The sequence below is a fragment of the Synechococcus sp. 65AY6A5 genome (genome assembly GCF_002760415.1).
Classification (GTDB): Bacteria; Cyanobacteriota; Cyanobacteriia; order Thermostichales; family Thermostichaceae; genus Thermostichus.
Genome location: NZ_AXUW01000001.1, coordinates 2,243,994 through 2,266,004, shown reverse-complemented (window position 1 = coordinate 2,266,004; position 22,011 = coordinate 2,243,994). Strand labels below are relative to the sequence as shown.

At 61.5% G+C, this 22,011-nt stretch carries 22 protein-coding genes and 1 pseudogene; 12 read left to right on the top strand and 11 right to left on the bottom strand.

The genetic code is table 11. From position 1 onward, the window contains the following. Positions 1 to 20 precede the first annotated feature (20 nt). Positions 21 to 512, bottom strand: coding sequence for an FHA domain-containing protein (locus SYN65AY6A5_RS10655; protein ID WP_099812622.1), 492 nt, complete (start codon positions 510 to 512; stop codon positions 21 to 23). A 424-nt stretch (positions 513 to 936) separates the two neighbouring features. Between SYN65AY6A5_RS10655 and SYN65AY6A5_RS10650 the strand changes: the two genes are divergently transcribed. Together SYN65AY6A5_RS10650 and SYN65AY6A5_RS10645 are read left to right on the top strand one after the other, a co-directional pair. Next, positions 937 to 1,578, top strand: coding sequence for a DUF3038 domain-containing protein (locus tag SYN65AY6A5_RS10650; protein WP_011428992.1), 642 nt, complete (start codon positions 937 to 939; stop codon positions 1,576 to 1,578). Between the two features lie 39 nt (positions 1,579 to 1,617). Further along, the gene (locus SYN65AY6A5_RS10645; RefSeq protein ID WP_011428993.1) at positions 1,618 to 2,508 is read left to right on the top strand and encodes a DUF4335 domain-containing protein; all 891 of its coding nucleotides are present in this window, start codon (positions 1,618 to 1,620) and stop codon (positions 2,506 to 2,508) included. 20 nt (positions 2,509 to 2,528) lie between these two features. Here the strand turns inward: SYN65AY6A5_RS10645 and SYN65AY6A5_RS14070 are convergent, their stop codons facing one another. Further along, positions 2,529 to 2,669 carry a hypothetical protein gene (locus SYN65AY6A5_RS14070; protein WP_168173324.1) on the bottom strand — a complete coding sequence of 47 codons (141 nt, stop codon included), beginning with the start codon at positions 2,667 to 2,669 and terminating at the stop codon, positions 2,529 to 2,531. 184 nt (positions 2,670 to 2,853) lie between these two features. Further along, positions 2,854 to 3,081: a YccF domain-containing protein gene (locus SYN65AY6A5_RS14480; protein WP_240531032.1), complete on the bottom strand. Its 228-nt coding sequence runs from the start codon at positions 3,079 to 3,081 to the stop codon at positions 2,854 to 2,856. Positions 3,082 to 3,451: 370 nt separating this feature from the next. Here SYN65AY6A5_RS14480 and chlP point away from each other — a divergent pair, with 370 nt between their 5' ends. Continuing rightward, positions 3,452 to 4,672, top strand: a complete 1,221-nt coding sequence (gene chlP / locus SYN65AY6A5_RS10630; protein ID WP_099884389.1) for a geranylgeranyl reductase — start codon at positions 3,452 to 3,454, stop codon at positions 4,670 to 4,672. 6 nt (positions 4,673 to 4,678) lie between these two features. Here chlP and SYN65AY6A5_RS10625 read toward each other — a convergent pair whose 3' ends face one another. Then, positions 4,679 to 5,524 carry a hypothetical protein gene (locus tag SYN65AY6A5_RS10625; RefSeq protein WP_011428995.1) on the bottom strand — a complete coding sequence of 282 codons (846 nt, stop codon included), beginning with the start codon at positions 5,522 to 5,524 and terminating at the stop codon, positions 4,679 to 4,681. A 360-nt stretch (positions 5,525 to 5,884) separates the two neighbouring features. Here SYN65AY6A5_RS10625 and secD point away from each other — a divergent pair, with 360 nt between their 5' ends. Beyond that, entirely contained in the window at positions 5,885 to 7,231 is a 1,347-nt protein-coding gene (gene secD, locus SYN65AY6A5_RS10620; protein ID WP_011428996.1) for a protein translocase subunit SecD, read from the top strand. After that, positions 7,228 to 8,223 carry a protein translocase subunit SecF gene (gene secF / locus SYN65AY6A5_RS10615; protein WP_011428997.1) on the top strand — a complete coding sequence of 332 codons (996 nt, stop codon included), beginning with the start codon at positions 7,228 to 7,230 and terminating at the stop codon, positions 8,221 to 8,223. The genes secD and secF overlap by 4 nt, the downstream gene beginning before the upstream one ends. Positions 8,224 to 8,261: 38 nt before the next feature. On the opposite strand, the gene SYN65AY6A5_RS10610 is transcribed toward secF, so the two are convergent. Continuing rightward, on the bottom strand, positions 8,262 to 10,196 hold the full coding sequence (locus tag SYN65AY6A5_RS10610) for an FAD-dependent oxidoreductase (RefSeq protein WP_240527766.1): 1,935 nt from the start codon (positions 10,194 to 10,196) through the stop codon (positions 8,262 to 8,264). A gap of 293 nt (positions 10,197 to 10,489) precedes the next feature. Further along, a pseudogene (locus SYN65AY6A5_RS14815) lies at positions 10,490 to 10,697 on the bottom strand (hypothetical protein); the annotation flags it as partial. 69 nt (positions 10,698 to 10,766) lie between these two features. Between SYN65AY6A5_RS14815 and murF the strand changes: the two are divergent. The 3 genes from murF (at position 10,767) to SYN65AY6A5_RS10590 (ending at position 13,313) form a co-directional block, all read left to right on the top strand. Further along, complete coding sequence (gene murF / locus SYN65AY6A5_RS10600) at positions 10,767 to 12,104, top strand: UDP-N-acetylmuramoyl-tripeptide--D-alanyl-D-alanine ligase (RefSeq protein ID WP_011428999.1); 1,338 nt, start codon at positions 10,767 to 10,769, stop codon at positions 12,102 to 12,104. Positions 12,105 to 12,201: 97 nt separating this feature from the next. Next, positions 12,202 to 12,423 carry a DUF3134 family protein gene (locus tag SYN65AY6A5_RS10595; protein WP_011429000.1) on the top strand — a complete coding sequence of 74 codons (222 nt, stop codon included), beginning with the start codon at positions 12,202 to 12,204 and terminating at the stop codon, positions 12,421 to 12,423. A 353-nt stretch (positions 12,424 to 12,776) separates the two neighbouring features. Beyond that, a complete protein-coding gene (locus SYN65AY6A5_RS10590; RefSeq protein WP_011429001.1) occupies positions 12,777 to 13,313 on the top strand; it encodes a fasciclin domain-containing protein in 537 nt (178 codons plus the stop codon). Between the two features lie 107 nt (positions 13,314 to 13,420). Here SYN65AY6A5_RS10590 and SYN65AY6A5_RS10585 read toward each other — a convergent pair whose 3' ends face one another. Next, a complete protein-coding gene (locus SYN65AY6A5_RS10585) occupies positions 13,421 to 13,663 on the bottom strand; it encodes a hypothetical protein (RefSeq protein WP_041438020.1) in 243 nt (80 codons plus the stop codon). A gap of 312 nt (positions 13,664 to 13,975) precedes the next feature. Here SYN65AY6A5_RS10585 and menD point away from each other — a divergent pair, with 312 nt between their 5' ends. Next, positions 13,976 to 15,769, top strand: a complete 1,794-nt coding sequence (gene menD, locus SYN65AY6A5_RS10580) for a 2-succinyl-5-enolpyruvyl-6-hydroxy-3-cyclohexene-1-carboxylic-acid synthase (protein WP_099884386.1) — start codon at positions 13,976 to 13,978, stop codon at positions 15,767 to 15,769. On the opposite strand, the gene miaA is transcribed toward menD, so the two are convergent. Next, positions 15,693 to 16,715, bottom strand: coding sequence for a tRNA (adenosine(37)-N6)-dimethylallyltransferase MiaA (gene miaA / locus SYN65AY6A5_RS10575; protein WP_011429004.1), 1,023 nt, complete (start codon positions 16,713 to 16,715; stop codon positions 15,693 to 15,695). The two genes, menD and miaA, sit on opposite strands and share 77 nt — an antisense overlap. A 307-nt stretch (positions 16,716 to 17,022) precedes the next feature. On the opposite strand from miaA, the gene SYN65AY6A5_RS10570 reads away from it, so the two are divergent. Then, positions 17,023 to 17,688 (top strand): hypothetical protein, encoded by a 666-nt coding sequence (locus SYN65AY6A5_RS10570; protein WP_240530508.1) that lies wholly within the window; start codon positions 17,023 to 17,025, stop codon positions 17,686 to 17,688. Between the two features lie 157 nt (positions 17,689 to 17,845). Here SYN65AY6A5_RS10570 and rpe read toward each other — a convergent pair whose 3' ends face one another. Next, a complete protein-coding gene (gene rpe / locus SYN65AY6A5_RS10565; RefSeq protein WP_099884384.1) occupies positions 17,846 to 18,556 on the bottom strand; it encodes a ribulose-phosphate 3-epimerase in 711 nt (236 codons plus the stop codon). Positions 18,557 to 18,715: 159 nt separating this feature from the next. Continuing rightward, entirely contained in the window at positions 18,716 to 18,901 is a 186-nt protein-coding gene (locus SYN65AY6A5_RS10560; protein ID WP_011429007.1) for a hypothetical protein, read from the bottom strand. A 147-nt stretch (positions 18,902 to 19,048) separates the two neighbouring features. On the opposite strand from SYN65AY6A5_RS10560, the gene SYN65AY6A5_RS10555 reads away from it, so the two are divergent. Together SYN65AY6A5_RS10555 and SYN65AY6A5_RS10550 are read left to right on the top strand one after the other, a co-directional pair. Continuing rightward, positions 19,049 to 19,459: a VOC family protein gene (locus SYN65AY6A5_RS10555; protein ID WP_011429008.1), complete on the top strand. Its 411-nt coding sequence runs from the start codon at positions 19,049 to 19,051 to the stop codon at positions 19,457 to 19,459. Then, positions 19,456 to 21,042: an NAD(P)H-hydrate dehydratase gene (locus SYN65AY6A5_RS10550; RefSeq protein ID WP_099884382.1), complete on the top strand. Its 1,587-nt coding sequence runs from the start codon at positions 19,456 to 19,458 to the stop codon at positions 21,040 to 21,042. Before SYN65AY6A5_RS10555 ends, SYN65AY6A5_RS10550 begins: the two co-directional genes overlap by 4 nt. Here the strand turns inward: SYN65AY6A5_RS10550 and SYN65AY6A5_RS10545 are convergent. Then, the gene (locus tag SYN65AY6A5_RS10545; RefSeq protein WP_011429010.1) at positions 21,039 to 21,869 is read right to left on the bottom strand and encodes an undecaprenyl-diphosphate phosphatase; all 831 of its coding nucleotides are present in this window, start codon (positions 21,867 to 21,869) and stop codon (positions 21,039 to 21,041) included. The two genes, SYN65AY6A5_RS10550 and SYN65AY6A5_RS10545, sit on opposite strands and share 4 nt — an antisense overlap. Positions 21,870 to 22,011 lie beyond the last annotated feature (142 nt).

The window sequence follows — 22,011 nt, the reverse complement described above, 5'->3', positions numbered from 1 at the left end:
ATTGAAAACCATTCACGCCATCAAGCGGCGGTGAAGTCGTCGTTCTCTCTGGGCGTCTCTTTCAAGGTTTCTCTCTGGGATCCGGTTGGGGTTACATTGTCGCCGAGGGCCGGCGGCCTCAACAGGGCTGCCAGCGTCTCCGGGCTGAGGCGGTCGGTGCTCTCCACGATGGCGGTTACATTGGGCCCAAACCCTATCTTGTCCAAAAGCTGTAGCCGATGAGACAAAACCCGCTTGCCGTTGACGAACAAACCATTGGTGCTGCGGCGGGATGCGGAACTGCCGTCAAAGATCATATAGCCGTACCCAGCCCGGTTCTCTTCCGGGATGCGGATGATCAGGGCGTGTTCGCGGGAAACACAAGAGTCGTAGAGGCGGATGTGGTTGCTGGCTGCCCGGCCCACCGAGTAGTAAATCTTGTCTAAGACAACGCCGCGCCGACCCATCCGATCCGTGAAGATCAAGACCAAGTGAGGAGGGCTGGGTTGGGCAGCAGGAGCGCTCATGCTCATCTGTGGATACGCCCGGAGCTGAGGTGGTCAGAAAGGGCAGACTGGGAACAGTCAGGCAATCAAGCCGCAAAATGCGGATCCCCCTCTCTTCTCACCCGCTATAGGCTTGAATCATACACTATCCTAGGTCAACCCATACCGACAGCGCCTCCTACCCCCTCTTTTTCTCAAGGGCAAACAGGCTGAGAAAATGGGTTCGTTGCAAAAACAACAACTGACCCAGAACAACTCGGTCTGACTTCTAATCTGGTTGGGGAACTCTCAAGAAGCGAGAAAGAGCGGGACAATGCCCAGCGCCTGCCGGATGTCGTCATCCAAGCCCTTGGCAAGGGTCAGAATCAAGCGCAGGAGGGATCCGGTTGCAGGTTTGCCCCAGACAGGAGATCATAGAGTCCTATCAAAGCAAAAAGCTCCCATTGACAGCGTGACGGTGGAACCTAAGCAGACTCAGCTAGACCCTCGGCCCGCCGGCCTCACCACAGCTACCGGAACCATCAAAGCCCAGTTGGATTTGCTGTTGCTGGGGCTGGAGTCCCTGAGCGGAGAAATTTCCGAGGCGGTTCTGGCTGCAGCCAAAGCCCTGAACTTGGAAAAGCAGATCGGCGATCGGGTGGCTCTCTGGCGGCTGCGCAACGCCAACCCTCTGCGCCGCAGCAGCGGTGGGCGAAAAGAAGTCGATATCGAAGAGGCGCGCGCCCTGGTGCTGGTGATTGCTCATCTGGCTGCTCAGCAGCAGGCCCGTATCCGCAGCACCTTGGAGCAACTGGAAGCTGCTGTTGAACAGGAGCTCAGCCCTTTCCGTCAGCCACTGGTGGGCGACTATCTAGATGAGTTTATCTCCCACTACCGCAGCCGCATGGTGGATGGGGATGTGCGTGACGAGAACAGCCTCGCCGAGCTGGCTCTGCGCATCTTGATCGAGCTGATGTTTTACAGCAGCCCAAGAGGGGCCCAGCGTCTATGGAAAGCCCTGCTCAACCGCCCTGAGATGGATCTGCCCGCCGGCAGCGACGAAGAAGGGGAGGTAGCCCATAGCTCCGGATCGGATGCTTTGCCCTCTTCCTGAAATAGGCTCCTTGCTTGTGTTGTTTGCCCGCCAGTTGCCATGCCCAGTCTCACCCTTATCAGTCATACCTATCAACAGCCCACCTCGACCCTCACGGTGCGGGGAGAGGCACCTGGCCTGCCCGAAGCTGCCGAGGGTTCCTCAACGCCGCCCCTGCGAGCCATCCAGCAGAACTTCGAGTGTCAGTTGGAAATTCGCCAGGGGGAGACCACCAAAACTCTGCAGGGGGACAGTGTTTGGCTCAGCGATTTGATCGCGGTGATCGACCGCTACGTCGGATCCCAGCTCAGCGGCGCGCCCAAGGGAACCTTCAGCGGTACTGTGGCCATCCGTCCGCTGGATTTTATTTTTCATCGCCTCACGGTGCGCCAAGGGGAGAATCAGATTGCCCAAGTGGATCTGTCGATGACCCAGTTGTACGACCTGTTGGAGAACCTCTCTCAGGTGGCCGATGACATTCCCCAACTGGCCAGCCTGGGAACGCCGGTAACGCGGGCTTGGTATCGACAGCCTGCCGGGATCGCTGCCCTGCTGGTGGGAGGGATCGCCCTGGTGGCCGGGGTCGGGATCTGGGCCAGCCGCACCCCGGAGAAGAGGGCTCCCACTGCTTTCAACTCGGCCCAGGAGCAGCTCACCGCGCCGGAAGCCTCTGGAGATCCTCTGCTGCGGCTGCAAAACACCCTGGCCCAGCAATGGCAGTCTCCTCCCGATTTGCAGGAGAGCTTGATCTATCGAGTAACGGTGGATGCGGCGGGATCCCTGCTGGCTGCCGAGCCGGAGAATGAGCTGGCCCGGGAACGCCGCGCCGAAACTCCTCTTGCCGACCTGCCGGAGTTGCCGCCGGATCCCTTGCCGACGGGTGCCAAACAGTTCCGCATCAGCCTAGGGCCAGAGAGCCGGGTAGAAGTGACCCAGATAGAGCCCCTCTGAAATCCGGGCTGAGGAGAACGTCACTCCAGACAGATGACCGGCCCCTCTGTGCCACACTGCTCGCCGTGCAGCCACTCTTCCTGGGGATCCGATTGAGCCAAAGACATAGCCGCCAGCAGAGCCAAAGCAGCGACTACCCCCGCGAGCCAGATGCTGCGCATGGTTTTCTCCCCATCTGCGATGAGTTCAATCTCTCGCTTTTCCGCCCGTGTCTTGGTGACCGGATGAGAGGTTCGAAGGCGATCCAAATCACAGTCAACGGCTGGCCGCTCGCCCTCTCCCCTTGCCGTCGCGGTAGAGTTTGGCAGTGATCTTAATCTGCAGGGATCCCCACTTTGCCCTCTTTCAGCGCAGATCCCGGCCAAAAGGCAACAAAGACAGGATGACCAGCTTCAGGTGCTGTTTGGCAAAGGGGATCCCAACGACGGTGACGGCCAGGATCACAGCCCAGAAGAGGTGGTTGAGCACCAGGGGCCAGCCGAAGAGCAACAGCCAGATCACGTTGAAGATCAGCAGCAGCGGGCTGTTGGCATCGGGATACTCCACCACTTCTTTGCCGAAGGGGGCAAGCACTGCAAACCCCAGTTTGATGCTCTGCCAGCCAAAAGGAATGCCGATGATGGTCAGGCAAAGGCTTAGCCCCCCCCAAGATATAGCCCAGACTGGTCAGCAACCCCCCGAAGATCAGCCAAATGATGTTGCCAATTAAGCTCATGATTCAGAACCTCTAGCGCTGAGCCCGGACTGCAGGGCAGGTTTCCGCTCCCCGCCCCCTGGACAAGCAGACGGGGCGGACCCCTTTTTATTGTTCCCATCGCCAAAGCACGTTCCCTTGAGCCTCGCCGAACTGCAATACTTCGTCAAGGTTTGCAACGCTTTTGGGGAGCTGTGGTAGGATGCCTGCTGTCTGACGAGCCGATCTACTTGCAGCGAGGAGAGCGCCTTGAGCCTGAGAGTTGCTGTTGTTGGGGGTGGCCCAGCCGGAGCCTCTGCCGCCGAAGTTCTAGCCCAAGCCGGAATCGAGACCTTTTTGTTTGAGCGGAAGCTAGACAACGCCAAGCCCTGCGGGGGCGCTATTCCCCTCTGTATGGTCTCAGAGTTCGACCTCCCTGAGGAGATTATCGACCGCAAAGTGCGCAAGATGAAGATGATCTCCCCTTCCAACTACGAGGTGGATATCGCCCTCGAAAAGGAAAATGAGTATATCGGCATGTGCCGCCGCGAGATCCTGGATGCCTTCTTGCGCAACCGCGCTCGCCAAAAAGGGGCGGAGCTGATCCACGGCAAGGTGATGCATCTGGAAATCCCCCAAAATGGCCGGGATCCCTACATCCTGCACTACAGCGATTTTTCCGACGGCTCAAATCGGGGAGTACCCCGTTCGCTGGCGGTGGATCTGGTGATCGGGGCAGATGGCTTTCACTCCAAGGTGGCAGAAGCCATCGGTGCCGGCGACTACAACTATGCTCTGGCCTTTCAGGAGCGGATTCGGCTCCCGGACGACAAAATGGCCTACTACGAGGAGCGGGCAGAGATGTACGTGGGGGACGATGTTTCTCCGGACTTCTATGCCTGGGTGTTCCCCAAGTGCGACCACGTGGCGGTGGGCACCGGCACCATGAAGGCCAACCAAGCCCAGATCCAAAAGTTGCAGGCCGGGATCCGCGCCCGCGCTGCCGAGCGGATTCGGGGCGGCCAGGTGATCAAGGTGGAAGCCCATCCGATCCCAGAGCATCCGCGTCCGCGCCGTGTGGTGGGTCGGGCAGCCCTGGTGGGAGATGCGGCAGGCTATGTAACCAAGTCCAGCGGCGAGGGGATCTATTTTGCCGCCAAGTCGGGCCGCATGTGCGCCGAGACCATCGTCGAGACCTCCGAGGGCGGGAAGCGCATCCCCAGCGAAGAAGATCTCAAGCTGTACCTCAAGCGCTGGGATCGCCAATACGGCCTAACCTACAAGGTTTTGGACATTTTGCAACGGGTGTTCTACCGTTCCAACGCCACCCGCGAGGCCTTTGTGGAGATGTGCGCTGACCGGGATGTGCAGCGGATGACCTTTGACAGCTACCTCTACAAGACGGTGGTGCCCATGAACCCTTGGGTGCAGTTCAAGATCACGGTTAAGACTCTAGGCAGCCTGCTGCGAGGGAACGCCCTGGCACCTTAGGGATCCCTACTGCCACTGGAAGGTGACGGTGACCCGATCCCAATTGGCATCGGTTTTCAGAACCCTAGCAGAGGCGCGTTGTCCCGGCGGCACGTCGCTGGGTTCAAACGCGACCACCCGCGTCTCCACCACCTCCTCTCCCCGGTAGAACGTGAAGCGAGCACGAGCGTTGAGGACGGTGCGGGTGCTGCGGTTGATCGCCTCTACGCTCAGGCGGCTGCCAGCCCCCACCCGTTCTTCCTGAATCGAGCCCACGATCACGAAATCTCCCGGGTTGGGTGCAGATTCGGCGGCAGCAGTCGGCGTTGGGCTGGCCGTCGGTGGGGCCGTCTCGGCCTGGCCGGGATCGGGCTGCTTCAAGAGCGCCAAGACGCGGGCCAGCTCCTGCTGAAAGAAGACAAAGGCTTCCCGCGATTGGTTGGCCACCTGGGCCAAGATCAGCCGATCCGACTCTTCCAGGGGGATCTCCAGGAGGGGGGCCGGCCCTTTGAGGGCGACCCGAATGCTGGCGACTTCTTGGTTGATGAATTTATCCAAGTAGGGAAAGATGTTGAGAATGCAGTCTTGAAAGGATCCCATTGGCATAACGCGATTGTTCGTCAGCACTAAGTCGGCTCGCTCACAGCTAGTTCGATCCTCCATATCGATTTCCAGCGGCACCCGAAAAGATCCCAGGCTGGTGTTGGTGATGGTGACGTTAATGCCGTCCACTTCCTGCCGCCAGCCGTGGATGATCTCCAGGCTAGGGCTGGTCACTTCCTCGGTGAAATACTCTCCGGCCCAGGCGGGGGATCCCCATAAAGCTAGGGCCGAGAGCAATCCAGGGAGATAGTAAGTCCGTCTCCAATTCACCTCAACTTTCCCTCCTTGAACTCGCAGATGTCGGGGTAGAGCCAAACCCCACCCAGATGTTGCCTGCTGCCCCGAGATGGCAATAGCCTAGCCCCAGGGCTAGCACAAACCAAGAGGAGACAGCGTTGGTTTAACGGCTTTCAACCTTCTCCTTACTCGGCTCGGCAGCCGAGCGCCCATCTTCTGAGAAACTCGCGGTTGTCTCTGCAGCAGCTCCCCAGAGACCCTACTTGGACGCTCCTGCCGCTGCCGTTTTCCGACTTGTCAGGTGAGGGATCCCGTGTGCGATAGGATCAAAAGGTGCCAAAATCCTGAAAGCCTCGGATCGAGTGCGCCCGTGTTCCTCACCCTTTCAGCAGTATGGCCAGATCTCCAGCTTTGTGGCTCAGTCGCCTCGCTGTTCTGCGAGGGCTGATCTTTATCTTGGCGGTGGTGGTTGCTCTCGTCTACTTGGGCTTCAGCCGCGAAGTTCGTCTTGGCCTTGACCTCAAAGGGGGGACGCAGCTCACCCTGCAGGCTTTGCCCACGGAAGAGGTGCCTGAGATTACCTCTGAGGTGATGCAGGGGGTAGAGGCGGTGATCCAGCAGCGGATCGACGGCCTGGGGGTGGCCGAGCCTCTGGTGCAGATCAGCGGCCAAGATCGCCTGTTCGTGCAGCTGCCGGGGGTGGCAGATCCCGATCGGGCCATTGCTCTTTTGGGCGATACGGCCCGGTTGGAGTTTCGCAAGGGCCTGGTGCCGGTCAGTGCCCTGCCCCGCAACGAGCGGGGAGAGATAACGGCGGGGGAGGATCCCGACGCCCTGTTTGAACGGGTCGGCCTCACCGGCGATCTGCTGCGCAACGCCTATCCCCAAGCCCCCCGCCGCGGATCCCAGACTTGGGAAGTGTTGCTGGAGTTTAAGCCGGCAGGGGCAGAGAAGTTTACTCAGCTCACCCGCGAGTTGGCCGGAACAGGGCGCCCGATTGGCATTTTTCTGGACGACGTGCTGATCAGCGCGCCAATTGTGGGGCCGGAGTTTGCCCGCACCGGCATTACCGGCGGGACGGCGGTGATCACGGGCAATTTCACAGTGGAAACCGCCACCGATCTGGCGGTGAAGCTCAAGGCGGGGGCGCTTCCCGTTCCCATTCGCGTCATTGAAAACCGCACCGTCGGGGCCACGTTGGGGGAAGAGAGCGTGCGCCGCAGCCTCTATGCTGGCATTGCCGGCCTGGTGCTGGTTTTCGTCTTCATGGTGGCCTACTACCGCCTGCCGGGGCTTGTTGCCGATATCGCCCTCCTCATCTACGCCCTCTGTACGTTTGCTCTGTTCCAACTGCTGGGGGTGACCATGACCCTGCCCGGGATCGCCGGCTTCATCCTCAGCATCGGCATGGCGGTGGATGCCAATGTGCTGATTTTCGAGCGCATCAAAGAGGAGCTGCGGGCCGGCAAGTCCATCTACAAGTCCATCTCGGAAGGGTTTAACCGCGCCTTCAGCAGCATCCTCGACAGCAATGTCACCACCCTTTTGGTCTGTGGCGTACTTTTCTGGCTGGGGATGGGGCTGGTGAAAGGCTTTGCGGTAACCCTGGCCATTGGCATTTTGGTGAGCTTTTTCACGGCCATCACCTGCACCCGCACGCTGCTTTTGGCGGCAATGGGGATCCCCGCCCTGCGCAAACCTGAGTTTTACGGCGTTCGCATGGAGGCGGCTCAATCATGACAGCTCAAGAGCTATCCCCCACCGATCCGGCGGTGGGATCCCGGCGGTCGCTTGACTACCGCTTCGACATCGTGGGTCGCAGCAGGCTGTGGTTTAGCTTGTCTCTGGCAGTGTTGCTGGTGGGGCTGGTCAGCATGGCTTTTTCCCTGGCCTCTCTGGGAACCCCCCTGCGGCTGGGGCTGGATTTTGCCGGCGGCACCTTGTTGGATCTGCGTTTTGAGCAGCCTGTCACCACCGACGAGCTGCGGCGGGCTCTGCAGGAACATGACCTGGGAACCAGCATCATCCAACTGGACACCCAGACGGGCCAAGAAGCCCTGATCCGCATGCCCCCTTTGACGGAGCAGGAGCGCCTGGCGGTAGAAGCCACGCTGCGGCAACAGATAGGCCCTTTTGAGCGCAAGCTGGTGGAGACGGTAGGCCCGACGGTGGGGCGTCTGCTCTTGCGCTCCGGCCTTGTGGCGGTGCTCATCTCCTTTGGGCTCATTGTGGTGTATCTGGCCCTGCGCTTCCAGTGGGATTACGCAGTGTTTGCCATTGTGGCCTTGCTGCACGATGTGGTGCTGACAACAGGTCTGTTTGCCCTTTTGGGCCTGACGGTGGGCATGGAGGTGGACAGCCTGTTTTTGGTGGCGCTGCTAACCATCATTGGCTTTTCCGTCAACGACACAGTGGTTATCTACGACCGCATCCGGGAAAATCTGCGTCTGGTCAGCCGCAAGGTCAGCTTTGCCGAGGTGGTGAACCTGTCGTTGAACCAGACTTTTGCCCGCTCTTTGAACACCACCCTGACGACGATGCTGCCCCTGGTGGCCATTGCCATTTTTGGGGGAGCCACCCTGAAGGGGTTTGCCATTGCTTTGCTCATCGGCTTCAGCTTGGGGGTTTATTCCAGCATCTTCATCGCCAGCCCCCTGCTGGTGTGGTGGCGGCAGCGGCGCTATGGCGCCAACAGGGATCCCAATCCCCTGCCTTCCGGCGCAGAGGGGTAGGATCTTCCCTAGCCCAGGGGTAAAGCGGCGGCAACGGCCTACCAGTGCAGTCGCTGGCCGTAGGCAACCAGGTAGCGCTGCAAATCGGCCATTTTGCCCTGGGGCACGATCTGGGCTGGGGTCAAGCCGGGATCCTGGCTGCGGAGCCAAGCCACGGTCAGCCCCGCTGCCGAGCCAATGGTCCACTCGCCGTAATGGGTGCGGGTGGCGGCGTTGACAATGTGGCTGGCGGCGATCCCCTTGCCGCCGATGAGCAGGTTATCCACCTTCTGGGGGATCAGGGCCTCTAGGGGGATGACGATGGGGCGGACGGAAAACTCGTTGACCGGCGCCGAGCTGGCCGACAGGGAAGGCTCCCAGTTGCGGTAGCGACAGCCGTGCATGTCGATGGCGTAGTGGGTGATCCCAACTGCTGTGGGGCTAAAGTCCCGTCCCCCGCTGGCGCCGACGCGAATATCCTGCTCCAGCATCAGGAATTCCGCCTGGCCGTAGGCAGCCCGCCCCAGGATACGCCGCCCCTCCCGGATGTAGGGGTAGAGGCTGAGGCCGGAGCGGGTGCCCAGCAAAGACTCTTCGCCAAACAGCAAGGAGAGGGGATAGCCGGCGCGGGACTGGGTTTCCATCAGCCATTCGGCAAACAGCAGGGCGTGGTTCTCCCCATCTTTGATGGCCGAGACATCCAGCCCCCCCAGCCAGTTGTGGCGCTGCCCTGAGGCCAGCAGCCGCTCTTCCGTTAGGATTAGGGGTGGGTTCATGATCCCCCAGTCGTTGCCGCGGTTCCAGTTCACCAGGGTGAGATCGCCGGGAAGCGGGGTGCCGTAAAAGGGATCCGTGCGGCCTTTGCTGACGATGCGGCGGTAGTTGAAAAAGCTCTGGCCGCTGAAGGTGGGAAACCCCTCCAGGTCGAACTGGCGGCGGTGCTCGGCGCGGGAGTAGCCCGGCTGCAACTGGGCCAGCTCGGCGCGGGAGCGCCCGCCGTCGTCGTGGATGGCCAGCACGAAGGGAAAAGTGAAAGCCTGGGTGCACTCCGGGTTGCTGGCCGGGGCGGCGTTGGGCTCCCCGGTTAGATCTCGCCCTTCTGAGCCCAGCCGGTAGGGGATCCCGGCCCAGCCCACCAGCTCGCCGGTGTCGGTGGCGTCGATCACGAACAAGGGGCGGCCCGGCGGCGCCTGCAGCCGCAGCACCCGCTTGGCAAAGACTTCCGTCTCCTGCCAGCTATACCAGCTCACCAATTCCCGCCACAGCCGCCCCGGCGGCACAAAATCGGGATCCCGCGGCTGCCGCTGCACCGCGTAGATGCTCTCGAGGCGGGAGCCGTCGGCGCTGAAGGTGGCCCCCTTAAAAGCGGTCTGGGTGGCCCAGCGACTGTGGGGGGCGCTGCGGGCGGCCTGTTGCAGCCAGGTTTCCACCGCCTGCAAACCAGCCTGGGGCGGAAAACACAGCCCCCCTACCCAGCAACTGTTGATTTTGGAGACACGGGTTCCCGGCGGGATCCCTGTCCAGGCGGGCAGATGCACCGGCTGGCTTTCGATGAGGGCCTTAAACTCCAGCCAGTGGCGGGAAAAATTGCCCCGCTGCCGCATGGGGAGCGACTCGTCGATGGCTGATACCCCCTGGGAGGTGATCTGGCCCCCCAGCCAAGGGGTGAGCTCGATGAGACAGGTTTGCACGCCCCCCCGCATGGCCTGGCCTGCCGCCGCCACGCCCCCCAGGGATCCGCCCACCACCACCAGCTCGCACTCCCAGATCTCGTCCGGCTGGGGCAGGGGATCCAGCAGCGGCCAGCCGTGGGCCGTAAAACGGGGCACCTCCGGCTCTGGAGCGGCGACGGGCGATCCCCCTTCCGGCTGGGAGAGGGCGGCAAACCCCATCCCCGCCACAAAGCCCAGCAGCGACAGGATCCCCAGCCCCAGAGCTTGTTTGCGCCTGAGTTGCTGCCGCGCCGCTGGGATCCCCTTACCGGCCGTCTTCACCTTAGTTTTGCCTCACACCCCAAGCTTTCTTCCGCAATGCTAGCGGGAGAACCCCTCTTGAGAATAGCTGATGAATAAGGCCCCCTTGAATGGCTGCGGGTGGCTCCGGATCCCCCAGATGGAAGTGCCGGACAAGGGGATCCAAGCAGGTGAAATCGGGCATAGGCAACCGTTGAGCCCTGGATGGCAAGGGCTGGGTCGTTGCCTGGCGTTGGATTGGGCTTTTGTTGGTATCCTACGCGATAGCCGGTCTGATACATTTACGCTGAACACTGCTGAACATCACTGTTCAACTATGCAGCGATAGCATTCTGCTTGTTTCCATTCGCGTTAGCGGGACGGAGTCCAAACAGAATGGCGGTATCCCGCAAAGCTTTGAGTAGAATACCCAAAGCGCAGTTTCCGTGTCGTCTTACTACCAATTTTCTGCTTTGCTTTGGCTACCATGTTGGCAGACTCGAAAGTAAACAGAAAGATCAACTGGTAGTAATCCGTACTGAACATATTATACATTATTTTCAGTATAGTTGAGCTTATTATTGACTAGAGTCATGCTCCGACTGCTGCTCCATGCTGACCTTGCAAACTGTGGCCGACCTGCTGCAAGCCCCTTTGCAGGGAGATCCCCACCTCTTGGGGTTGCCGGTTCAGGCCCTCTGCACCGACAGCCGCCGGTTGCAGCCAGGATCCGTTTTTGTGGCGCTGCGGGGAGAACGCTTCGACGGGCACGATTTTATTCCGCAAGCCCTGAGCAAGGGGGCCGTTGCTGTCATCAGCCAGCGGCCGGTGGAGGGTCCCCACTTCCAGGTTCCCGATACCTTGACTGCCTATCAGCGCATTGCCAGAGCCTGGCGGGAGCAATTTTCCATCCCGGTAGTGGCCATCACCGGCTCAGCAGGCAAAACCACCACCAAGGAAATGCTGGCGGCTGCTCTTTCGCGCTACGGCAGCGTTCTCAAAAGCGAGGCCAACCACAACAACGACATTGGGGTGGCGCAAACGCTGCTGCGGCTACAACCAGAACACCAGTTTGCCGTTCTGGAGATGGCCATGCGCGGCCCTGGTGAGATTCGCCGCCTTGCACAGATGGCTCGCCCCACCCATGCCTTGATTACCCACATCGGCACCGCCCACATCGGCAGGCTGGGATCCCGCGAGGCCATTGCTGCTGCCAAGTGTGAGCTGCTGCAGGAGTTGGGGCAGGGGATAGCTGTGCTCAATGGTGAGGATCCCTTGCTGTTGGCCACTGCCGCCAGCCTGTGGTCGGGAAAAACCCTCACCTATGGCCTCGCCCAAGGGGACTTGCGAGGAGAATGGGATCCCCAAGCCCAAACCGTAACCGTGGAGGGCTTGACCTTGCCGGTGCCCCTGCCAGGAAGGCATCACGCCCTTAACTGGATGGGGGTGCTGGCGGCTGTGCGCAGCTTGGGTCTGAATTGGGAGCGCCTGCAAGAGCCCCTTGACCTACCGCTGCCTCTGGAGGGGCGCAATCGCCATCTCAAGCTGGCTGGGGACGTGGAGATTTGGGATGAGACCTACAACGCCTCGCCGGAAGCGATGATCGCGGCTTTGCACCTGCTGGCTCAGACTGCGGGAAAACGGCGCTGGGCCATCCTCGGCCCAATGCGGGAACTGGGAGAGCATGCCCCACAGCTCTACGCAGAGGTGGGTCGGGCGGCTGCCTCCTTGAGACTGGAGCGGGTCTGGCTTTTGGATCCCGACGGGGAGATGCAGCCACTGGTTGACGAAAAGCCAGCCGCCGAGGTTGAACGCTTTGAGGAAGCTTCTGCCTTAGTGGAGGGTTTGCAGCAGCAGGTGCGGGCAGGGGATCGACTGCTGTTTAAGGCGGCGCGAGCCGTCGAGCTGGAGCGGGTGCTGCACCGCTTTTTGCAGGCTTGGCAGGGATAAGCTAAGCTAAAGGACAGTCGATAAGTGGCGCCCTATCGAGGCCATCGACCCGAAGCTTGCCCACACCTTCTTCACAGCTGCACTTCTTCTGGACAGCATGTACCACAACCCTTCTCTGCGGGAAGAACCTCGCGATCAGCCTCCAGTAGTGCTGCCCCTGCCCGGTAGCATTTCTATCCTCGACTGGTTGCGCCAGGAAGGCCGGCTGATCGAGCAGCCTCTTGAAGTCCCTGAAGCTGTTTTGGAAGAAGACATCGACGACATCGACGATTTGATCGGGGACGACTACGACGAAGACTTCGAGGCGGAAGAAGAGTAGGCATGCCTGCTGAGATCGCCAACTCGTTTACCCCTCTGCCCAGCACCGCAGAGGTGCCCACTTTGGCGATGCCAATGGAACGCTAACTTGAACAAACAATGTAAACAAACGTAACGATCCCTCAGCCTCAAGGGATCCTCATCGGGCGTGTTTTGGATGGTTCACCGCCATCTCGCGATGATTGTTGCAAATCTAACCTCAGCGGAGAGTAGCCTTGTAAGCCTTGTCAAAAAGGTATTTTGGGGTAGTAGAAATATCTTTTTCGGGGACTTTTTGCGATTTTGAGGAACCCGAGCTCTATCCCGTCCGTCACATAGAAATGTGAACCTACTCTTCACGGAGGGTTACATTGCATGATTCGCAATCTCTTCGCTCTCTCCTTGGCTGTTGCCTCGGCCACCACGTTGGTTGCAGCCCCTGCGGTCATTGCCGGCAGCCACGGCGCGACTTCTGAAAGCGTGAAAACCGCTGCCCCTGCCAGCAAAACCATAGTAGATGTTGCTGCCGAGGCCGGCTCTTTCACCACCTTGATCCAAGCCTTGGAAGCTGCCGACTTGGTGAAGGTGCTCTCCGGGGAAGGCCCCTTCACCGTTTTCGCTCCCACCGATGAAGCTTTTGCGGCGCTGCCGCAAGGCACTCTAGAGGAGCTGCTGCAGCCGGAAAACCGCGAGAAATTGACCCGGATTCTCACCTACCATGTGGTGCCCGGCAAAGTCCTCTCCAGCGATCTAAAGGAAGGTGAAGTGACGACGGTCGAAGGATCTTCTGTGAAGATCTCCTTGAGCGACGGAGTCAAGGTCAACGATGCCAAAGTGACGCAAGCAGACATTGAGGCCTCTAACGGCGTCATCCACGTCATCGACAAGGTGATCCTGCCCCCGCAAAGCTAACTTGTCGGTGCTAAGGCTCTAGATCCCAGGGGGGTCTAGTCCGGCCCCTGCCCTCAGGGGTGGGGGCTTTGCGTTGCAACCCAGCCCGGCGACCCTGGCCTTGAGCTCTACAGGTCGATGCCGACGCTGGAAGTGTAGATCGCCTCCACCGACACGCCGGACACCCGCTGCGGACGCACGATCATGTACTCGTTGTCCATTTGCTTGGGCAATGTGATGAACTCGTCCCCACCCACCATCAGTTGGTTGATCAGCTCTGTGTATTCTCTAGCTTCCTTGACCCGTACCTGCATGGTTTGTCCACCTTCGAGCATGATGTGGACAAGGTATCCATCGGGTTTTCTGGCCATGGGTGCTCCTATTGGGTGCAGCGAAGGTCGATAAGGGGCGTTCTCATGAACATTATTCCCCCATCGGAGAGGCCTGGCCAACCCTTGCCCCCGCCAGGAAATCTGGAGTTGCGGCGCGACCAACCGACTTGAGGCAGTTTCCCGGGCGCCTCCCCGGCCCACAGCTCCCCTCCCAAAAAGAGAGGAAAGGCGAAGGAAGGCCAAAGCAAGTGGTTCCCCTGCGATTGGGGATGGCTATAGATTACTAGGATGTGCCTATTTTGAGCTTCCTACCCAACTTGCTCGATCTCCCCGCTGGCTGGGATAGCTGGAGTGACTGGCGCAAACTCCCTTCAACGGCTGGACTGGCGCAACCTCAACACCCTCTGGGGATCCATTTTGGCCGAGACCTTGAGCCGGCTGGGTTGTCGGGTGGCCGTGGTCTGTCCAGGATCCCGTTCTGCCCCCCTCACCTATGCCCTAGCCCAGCACCCTGAGATCGAGGCCATTCCAGCGGTGGACGAGCGGTCGGCGGCCTTTTTTGCCCTCGGCTTGGCCCAGCAAACTCGGCAGCCCATCCCTCTGGTGTGTACTTCCGGCAGCGCCGGCGCCCATTTTTTCCCTGCTCTCATCGAGGCGGCAGAAAGTGGTTGGCCCCTTTTGGTGTTGACGGCGGATCGGCCGCCGGAGCTGCGCCACTGCCGCGCCGGGCAGACCATTGACCAGGTGAAGCTCTACGGCCACTACCCCAACTGGCAGGCGGAGCTGGCCCTGCCCAGCGCCGACCTGGAAGCTCTGGCCTACCTGCGCCAAATGATCATCCACGCCTGGGAGCGTGCTCTCTACCCTTTCCCGGGTCCGGTGCATCTCAACGTGCCTTTGCGGGATCCCTTAGCTCCCGTTGCCGATGGCAGCACGGCGCCGCTGGTTCATTTGCAGGAAGATCCGGAGTTTGAGAAGACCTTTTTCCGCGGGGTTATCTCCCCATCTGGCCTGGTCACCCCGGCTGGCGGTTCTGCATTCGCGTCAACAGCTTCCTTTTGGCGGGAGTGGTGTGGCTGTGAGCGGGGGGTGATCTTGGCAGGGCCGGCCCAACCGGCAGACCCCCAGCGTTATGCAGAGGCGGTGGCCCGCTTGGCGCTGGCCCTGGGCTGGCCGGTGTTGGCGGAGGGACTCTCCCCTTTGCGCAACTACGCTTCCCTCAACCCCTACCTCATCACCACCTACGATTTTCTCCTCCAGGGAGAGCAACCTCCTCTTTGGCCAGAGCAAGTGATCCAACTGGGATCCTTGCCCACCAGCAAGGCGCTGCGGCAAACCCTAGCCCAAGCCCGACCCCGCACCTGGCTGCTCGATCCCCGGGCCCAGAACGCCGATCCCCTCCACAACCCCACCACCCACTTGCCCTTTGTCGTGGAGGAGGTGGCGGCAGGGATCCCGGCAGGCAAGGCCAAAGCAACCGCTTTTCTACAAACCTGGCTGCGGGCGGAAGCCAAAGCTCGGGCTGAGCTGGATCGGCTGCTGGCTGACCTGCCGGAGTGGTTTGAGGGCAAGCTTGCCTGGTGGCTGGCCCACCACCTGCCGCCGGAGACGCCGCTATTTATTGCCAACAGCACGCCGGTGCGGGATGTGGAGTGGTTTTGGCCGCCCAACGATCGCCGCATCCGGCCCTACTTCAACCGCGGCACCAACGGCATCGACGGCATCCTCTCGACTGCCTTTGGGGTGGCCTACCGCCATCGGCCAACAGTGCTGCTGACTGGGGATCTGGCCTTTCTGCACGACTGCGGCGGCCTGCGTCTTGCCCAATGCCTCCAGGGATCCCTGACCATTCTTCTCATCAACAACCAGGGGGGCGGCATCTTCGAGCTGCTGCCCATTGCCGAGGCGGGCCCACCCTTTGAGCCCTACTTTGCGACTCCCCAGGCGGTGGATTTTGCCCTCCTCTGCCAGGCCCATGGCATCCCCCAGCAGCGGATAGAGACCTGGGAAGAGCTGGCCCAGGCTTTGGATCCCTTGCCCGCCCAAGGGGTGCGGGTGTTGGAGATCCTTACGGATCGGCGGGCGGACGCGCGGCGACGGCAGGAGTGGTTCCGGCGCTGGTCTGAGCTGCCATCCACGCTGTAACCCGCTTCCAGATCTGTTCGGGCAGATCCTCGGCCTCGCAGTCCAGCCACTGGATCCCTGGCATGGCCCGAAACCAGGTCATCTGCCGCTTGGCAAACTGGCGGGTGCGCCGCACAATCAGAGGCTGCAGCTCGGCTGCCGGGATCCGCCCTTCCAGGTAAGCGCCGATCTCCGCATAGCCCAAGGTCTGCAAGAGGGGCAGGTCTGGCCCGTAGCGCTGCCGCAGCGTTTTTACCTCCTCAATCCAGCCTGCCGCCAGCATTTCTGCTGTGCGCCGGGCAATGCGTTGTTCCAGACGGGGCATTGGGCAGTGCAACCCCAAGAGCAAAATGGGGTAGTCAGGAGGATGGGCCTGCCGCAGGTAGGAAGCCGGCTTCCCAGTGGTGTAGATGATCTCCAAAGCCCGCAGGGTGCGCACTTCATCATGAGGGTGAATCTGCCCCGCTGCCACAGGATCCAACTGCTGCAGCCAGGCGTAGCGGATCTCGGGCGGCCACGTCTCCAGTTGAGCGCGCAACTGAGGCTGGGGGGGAACTGCCGGGATCCCTAAGCCTGCCGTGATCGACTGAATGTAGAGCCCTGTGCCCCCCACCAGAATAGGAGTCTGTCCCTGCCGATGGGCTGCGGCAATGCGCGCCTGGGCCGCCTGCTGAAACTCGGCCACTGTATAGGTGTGGCGGGGATCCACAAAGTCAATCAACTCGTGGGGCCAGAGGGCCCGCTCGGCGGGAGTGGGCTTGGCAGTGCCGATGTCGAACTCCCGGTACACCTGACGAGAGTCGGCGTTCAACAGGGGGGATCCCAGCCGCTGGGCCAACAGCAGCGCCTGGCGCGACTTGCCGGTGGCCGTGGGGCCAGCGATGACGACAAGCCCCGGCCTTGCAGTCGAGGAGGGGGAGGGAGGTTCTCGACAGTCGCGCCCATTTGGAGACCGGTTTTGATCCATCCGCCGGCAAGAAAGTTCACCCAGGGCAGCAGATTAAAATTTTCAAAGAACCTTAGCGCTGTGGCTAGAATAGAACATCCATAGTCTCTATCGTCTTCCCAGCTCTTCGAATTTCCCCGTGATCTCATCTTATGTCCCTGCTTCCGTTGCCATGTGGGGCGGGGCACGGCCTCGGTTTAAACTGCCCCTTGTCAAACTGCTTTTCCTGTTGCTGCGGGCCTCGGCACGGCTAGGTCTGGCCGGCCTTGGCAGAGCCCTCGGAGCAGGAATCCTGGCGGCGTTGCTGGCGTGGGAACCGCGCCCTGCCTTGGCAGAGGTTTTGGTGCTCAAGCAGGGAGAAGTGCGAACTTTGCCCCTATTGCAAACAAGTGCCCGGCTGCCCCTGCAGATGGAAATGCTCTATTTGGGCATGGTGGAGGAGCGCTTCTTGAGCTACGCCCGCGCCAACAATTGGGAGACTATTTCCAGCGACCGGGAGGATCCCCGCTGGAGCCGCTGGCAACTGCGCCCGGGCGGTGAGGCCCTTTACCTGCCGGATGCCCCTTCGTCGCGGGATCCCTTAGAGCCCCCCCTCTATGCCCGTGGGTTTTATGTGGAGGCCTACTTCATGGGCGGGCGGCTGGCGGGGATGCACCTAATTGACAATCCAGAAGAGCCGGGCTTCAATTTAAGGCAACTGCAAAGGCTTGTTCGCGCCTGGTTCCCCGATAATCGCCTGATGGTGTACTACCAGGTGCTGCCGGAGGATCCGGACCAGCAGGTGCTGGGCGCCTACTGGGGCACTGTCCCTCCCCCTTACCTTGCCACCATTCAGCGCAACAGCCGCCTGCCCTTCTGCCAGACCTTTTTCAGCCCCACTTCGCCCCAGCCCATCACGCCTCCTTCCACACCTCCCCATTGCCTAGTCCAGGCCGCCGGTGAGGACGGTACCGTGCCTTTGGCTGCCCAGAAGAAGACCAACGCTCTGCGCTAGAATTTCGAGCCCATCCTCCCACCAGAAGGGATCCCTGCCGCTGAGCCGTGGCCCTTCCCAATGGGCTGAGGGTGAGGAGCGCCAGGCCTTCTCCCCTCTCTTTTGCGCCTTGGCCTGAGAGGAGTCCAAGGGCAGGGTTTTCCCAGATCAGCTCAAATCAAACCGTTACCAGCTCGGGGCGGCGGCTGTGGCGAATGGCACGAATGGCTTCCCCGTAGTCCTTGGCCTTGAACACGGCTGAGCCAGCCACGATGGCGTTGGCCCCCGCCTCGATCACCTGCCAGGCGTTGCTGGCCTTGATGCCGCCATCTACTTCAATCCAGGGATCCAAGCCCCGCTCGTCGCACAGGGCCCGCAACTGGCGAATCTTGGGCACCACCGCCGAGATGAAGCTCTGGCCGCCAAAGCCAGGGTTGACGCTCATGATCAACACCAGGTCCACCAGATCCAGCACGTACTGGATCAGCTCCAGGGGGCTGGCCGGGTTAAGCACCACCCCTGCCTGTTTGCCCAGATCCTTGATTTGGCTGAGGGTGCGGTGCAGGTGGATGGTGGAGCTGGACTCGGCGTGAACGGAGATGATGTCGGCCCCCGCCTTGGCAAAGTCGGCCACATACTTTTCCGGCTCCACAATCATCAGGTGGACATCCAGAGGCTTGGCCGTAACCGGGCGCAGCGCTTCCACCACCAGCGGGCCGATGGTGATGTTGGGCACAAAGCGGCCATCCATCACATCTACGTGGATCCAGTCGGCTCCTGCCTCGTCCACTGCCCGCACTTCTTCCCCCAAGCGGCTAAAATCGGCTGAAAGGATGGAGGGGGCGACGACGATCGGCTTTTGCCCAGAAGCTGCTGACGGCTGAGTCATGGTGAGTATCCAAGTTGTAAACCGCAAAATAGGGGAGCTCGCTCCTCTATGGTACGGAGTTTGATCCCCTTTGCAAACTGCCTCTTGGCTCGGAGCCTAGGGTTGCAGGGGAGAGGTGGAGCCAGCACTGGCCTCGACCCACCGCCATCCCCGGAAAACTTAGGCCAGATGTCCCCAGAGATCCGGTGGCTGCGCGTTGCTCTGAGGCTCTGGAGCAGCCTGCTCTGAGGGAGCCGGGTTCACCTCTTCTTCCAGCCGCAGGGCCAGCTGCTGCAACTGCATATAGATGCTGTTGACAGCCAGCATGGCCAAGACGGTGCCGAAAAACTTGGTGCGGGATCCCATAGACCAACTCCTGGGTAAGAACCAAGATAGGACAAAGGTACGTTCCTCGCCGCTGCCCTAGCTCCAACTTAGCGCACAGGCGGAGCAGGCTCTTGGAGAAAATATGGTTTCCCTCGACAGATGCAAGCACTTTCCCGGAGCAATGTCATGACCGCCTCCCCAAAGCCCGCCTACCAGCACCTGCACACCGCCCTTTGGGTCAGCGATCTGGCCAGGGCCGAGCATTTCTACGGCACGGTGCTCGGGATCCCCAAGGCAGAACGGTTTCCCTTTGACTTTCCCGGCGCCTGGTACCAGGTGGGGTCTTCGCAGATTCACTTGATCGTCACTGAGGAGCCGCTTGACCAGGGGCAGCAAGCCAGTCGTGGCAGCAGGGCGAAGTGGGGGCGCCTTCCCCACGTGGCGCTGGGAGTGGAAGATCTGGAGGCGGTGAAAGCCCGCCTGCTGCAGGCAGGCTATGAGGTGCAGCCCAGCGCTTCCGGGCGGGCGGCTGTGTTTGTCCGCGATCCGGATGGGAATGTAATCGAGCTAAGCGCCATTGGCGCAACTGAGCCATGAACCCTCTCCCCCCAGCGATACCGCCTGTAACACCAGCGCGGCGTGGCGATAGGGATCCCCGCTGCCAGTTCGACCCGGCCACCGCCCTGGTCAGCGCGGCGCAGATGCAGCGCCTTGAGGAGGAGATCTTCGCTGCCGGCATGCCCGTGGCCGCCCTGATGGAAAAGGTAGGGCTGGCCGCTTTTGCCCAGTTGCAACAGGATTTTCCCCAGGCCCAGCGCATCGGCATCCTCTGCGGGACAGGGCACAATGGCGGCGACGGCTTGGTGGTTGGACGAGAGCTGCGGCTGGCCCAAAGGTCGGTGAAGGTGTGGCTGGGCAAGCCAGATCTCAAACCCCTGACCGCCGAGCACGCCCGCTACCTCAGGGCCCTGGGGGCGGAGTTTGTGGAGCGGGTGGAGGCGTTGGCCGACTGCGACCTGCTCATCGACGCCCTCTTTGGCATTGGCCTAAACCGGCCCCTGGGGGATCCCTGGGCGGAGGCGGTGGAGTGGGCCAACGGCAGCGGCATTCCCATCCTCAGCCTGGACCTGCCCTCCGGCCTCAACGACCAGACAGGCGAGATCTGGGGCTGCTGCATCCGCGCCAGCTACACCTATGCCCTGGGCCTCTGGAAGCGGGGCCTGTGGCAGGAGGCGGCTCTGCCTTGGGTGGGACGTCTGCGCCGCCTCGATTTCGGCATTCCCCCTTGGGCCTGGCCGGAGGTGGAAGTTCCCCAGGTGTTGCTGCACCCCTGGCCCCATTTCCCCCCCGATCCGCCTTTGGATACCCACAAATACCGCCAGGGATCCCTGTTGCTGGTGGCGGGATCGACAACCTATGCCGGGGCGGCGGTGTTGGCCGGGCTGGGATCCCGCGCCAGCGGCGTGGGCATGGTAACCCTGGCGGTGCCGGCAGAAGTGAAAGGGCTCGTCCACAGCGCTTTGCCGGAAGTCTTGGTTCACGCCTGGGAAGGGATCCCCTCCCTGCTGGCCGAGAAACCCTTTCAGGCGGTGGCGGTGGGGCCGGGCGTGGGAGAAACCCGCCGTCTGCTGCTGGAGATCCTGCTGCAGGATTGGGCCGGGATCCCTTGGGTGATCGACGCCGATGGCCTCAACGCCTTGGCGGAAATAGGGGTGGAGCGCTTGCCAGAACACAGGATCCAAGCCATCCTCACCCCGCACCTGGGGGAGTTTCGCCGGCTTTTTCCGCACCTCCCGCTTTCAGATCGCATGGAGGCAGCCCAGAGAGCAGCAGCCCAGAGCGGGGCAGTAGTGGTCTTGAAGGGGGCGCGGACGGTCATCGCCTCTCCTACGGGGGAATGCTGGGTCAACCCGGAAAGCACACCGGCTTTGGCCCGCGGCGGCAGCGGCGATGTTCTGACCGGCCTGATCGGCGGCCTGGTGGCGCGCAGAAGGGCTCAACTGGGTCAGTCGATGGGGATCGCGGAGCTGCTCAGTTGCGCCTGTGCGGGGGTGTGGTGGCATGCTCAAGCAGCCATCCATTTGGCGGGGGAACGGGGTCTAACGGGCGTGGATCCGGCCCACCTGGCGGAGCACCTGCCGAAAGCGCTGCGGATTCTGCGGCAACAAAAGCCCACTTAAGGTTGCAAAAACCCCAGGGCCAGCCCCAGGAAAATGAACAGGCCAAAACCAATCCGATAGACAATGAACACCCAGGTGCTGCTGCGCTGCAAAAATCGAATTAGCCAGTCGATGGACCCGTAGGAGAAGACAAAGGCCGAGAGCGTCCCCAGCCCCTGCGACAGCAGCGCCTCTGCCCTGAACTCGGCGATAAACTCCGCCACCCCGGCCAAAAAGAGGGCCGGGATCCCCAGCAAAAAGGAGTAGCGGGCGGCAGCCGAGCGCTGCAAATCGAGCAACAGAGCCGCCGTCAGCGTCACACCAGAGCGGGATACCCCTGGGATCAGGGCCAAAGCCTGGGCCAGCCCCACCCAGAGCCCATCCCCAATGCCCAGGCTGTGCAGATCGCGCCGGCGCTTCCCCACCCGTTCTGCCCAGCCCAAAGCCAGGGCCAAGCCGATGGCGGCGGCGGCAACCACCCACAACTGCCGGGGCGGGGATCCCCAGATGGCCTTGACGGCCCAGCCCGCTATGACAATCGGCAGCGTTCCCACCAGGATCCCCATGAGCAGCCGCCAAGACTCCTCCTGGAAATCTCGCTTCTGCCAAGCCTTCCAGGAGCCGAGGAGCAACTGGCGCAGGTCAGAAGCAAAGTAGATCAACACCGCTCCCAGGCTGCCCAATTGGATCACCGCCGCAAAGGAAGCCCCCGCATCCGGCCAGCCCAGCAAAGCTGGAAACACCCGCAGGTGCGCCGTGCTGCTGATGGGCAGAAATTCCGTGATCCCTTGCACCATGCCCAAGACCAGGGCCTGCCACCAGTTGGGATACCAGATATCGGCCAGCACCAAAGAAAGCCTCTCCCAGTACGCCAGGCTACTGTCTGGAGGGGAGTTTCCCTCACCCCCAACCCCTCTCCCTTAGGGAGAGGGGAGATAGAGATGCCGCAGTACCTCACCAGCCTTGCCCTGTCTCTGAAAAGGGCTACGC